This window comes from Bacteroides sp., assembly GCF_019417265.1.
Lineage (GTDB): Bacteria > Bacteroidota > Bacteroidia > Bacteroidales > Bacteroidaceae > Phocaeicola.
Map to the genome: position 1 here is coordinate 42,448 of NZ_DXVR01000015.1, position 1,646 is coordinate 44,093.

The 1,646-nt window shown below is 40.0% G+C and carries 1 protein-coding gene; it reads left to right on the top strand.

What is annotated here, in order from left to right; translation table 11 throughout:
• The first annotated feature begins 89 nt into the window (after positions 1–89).
• Positions 90–1,184 carry a TlpA disulfide reductase family protein gene (locus QZ379_RS03645; RefSeq protein ID WP_291558475.1) on the top strand — a complete coding sequence of 365 codons (1,095 nt, stop codon included), beginning with the start codon at positions 90–92 and terminating at the stop codon, positions 1,182–1,184.
• The last annotated feature ends 462 nt before the right edge of the window (positions 1,185–1,646 follow it).

Below are 1,646 nucleotides of genomic sequence, written 5' to 3' on the forward strand. Positions count from 1 at the left end.
TAAATATAATTAAAACGTAATTGGTTTTACATTCAATAATGTGTGAATGATATAAATTTGCAGTCAATAATTTAATATTTTAAATAAGAATGAAAAAAGGATTACTATTTGCTGCAGCCAGTGTGATGGCATTGGCTGCCTGCCAGGAAAAGGGTGGCTATACCATTAACGGTACTATAGCCGATGCCAAGGATGGCGATTATGTTTATATGCGTTATTACGACGGAAGGGAGTCTTTCACATTGGATTCTGCTGTAGTCAAGAACGGTAAGTTTGAGTTTAAGGGAATGCCGGATTCTGTATTTGCACCAAAATATATAACATATGGAAGTGGTGCGAATAGTTTGGTGTCAATGGTATTTATTGAAGAAGGAAATATCAATGTTGATTTTGCCAACAATAAAACTACCGGAACACCTGCAAATGATGCATTTACAGCATATAATGATAAATATACTTTGTTTGATCACCAGTTGGGAGATATTCAGAGAATATACAGTACAGATACTACACTTACAGATGTTCAGAGAGATTCGTTAGTTGGGGTCTATGACAAGATTATGTCTGAGTGTATGGATTTTGTATATAATCAGACAGAAACTAATATTGATAATGCAGTAGGAGCTTATCTGTTGCAGACTAATGGTTTTTCATTCGAAGTGGAACAGACAAGTGCTTTGCTTGAGAAACTTCCTCAGAAATTCATGGCATCTTCTTCTATGACCCGTCTGAAAGAATATGTAGACAATGCAATGAATACAGTGGTGGGAAAGAAATATATTGATTTCTCGATGAATACTCCTGAAGGAAAGACTGTTAAACTTTCAGACTTTGTAAGCAAGAACAAGTACACTCTTATTGATTTCTGGGCAAGCTGGTGCGGTCCATGCCGTCAGGAAATGCCTAATGTAGTGGCTGCATACAAGCAGTTCAAGAATAAAGGTTTCGGCATAGTAGGTGTTTCCCTTGATAAGGATGCAGACAAGTGGAAACAGGCTATTAAGGACCTTAACATTACATGGCCACAGATGTCAGACCTTAAGGCTTGGCAGTGTGAAGGTGCTCAGTTGTATGGTGTACGCTCTATCCCTGCTACAGTACTTGTTGATCAGGAAGGTAATATCGTTGCAAGAGATTTGCGTGGCGACGAGATTGCAGCAAAACTTGGAGAGTTATTGAAATAAACGAATAAAATAGATTAGGTCGCCATTGGGGTGACCTAATCTATTATTATAGTACGCTCGGCATGAGTATTAGCTAACGGGTGCAAGTCCCCAATGAGCCCTAATAGCGGGAATCATACAGCCAAAAGCAAGGGTGTCCATCGTGAGGTGGAATCTGAAGGAAGCCGACGGCAAACATCCGGTCTGACGAACAGAAACTTTATATAAGGCATAAAACCGTGGGTAAGGTTGCTATACAAACCAAAGCCCTATAGCTGTTCGGAACGGTTAGTGTAAATGAAGCAGATATAAGATGGAAAGCTAATGCCCTTATCCGAGGAGGTCTCACGGACGCATGAGAATAGTGAAAAAAATCGAAATCAGCGGAGTAAAGCTTGCCGTGAGAAGTCAGCAGAGGTCATAGTACCCAAGGCACGTGTGCCTATAGGGAAGGACTGAATCGTGCAGTGCAATAGTAAATGA

Coding starts and splice junctions, on each gene's coding strand:
- QZ379_RS03645 (WP_291558475.1), top strand. CDS start 90: ATGAAAAAAGGATTACTATTTGCTGCAGCCAGTGTGATGGCATTGGCT.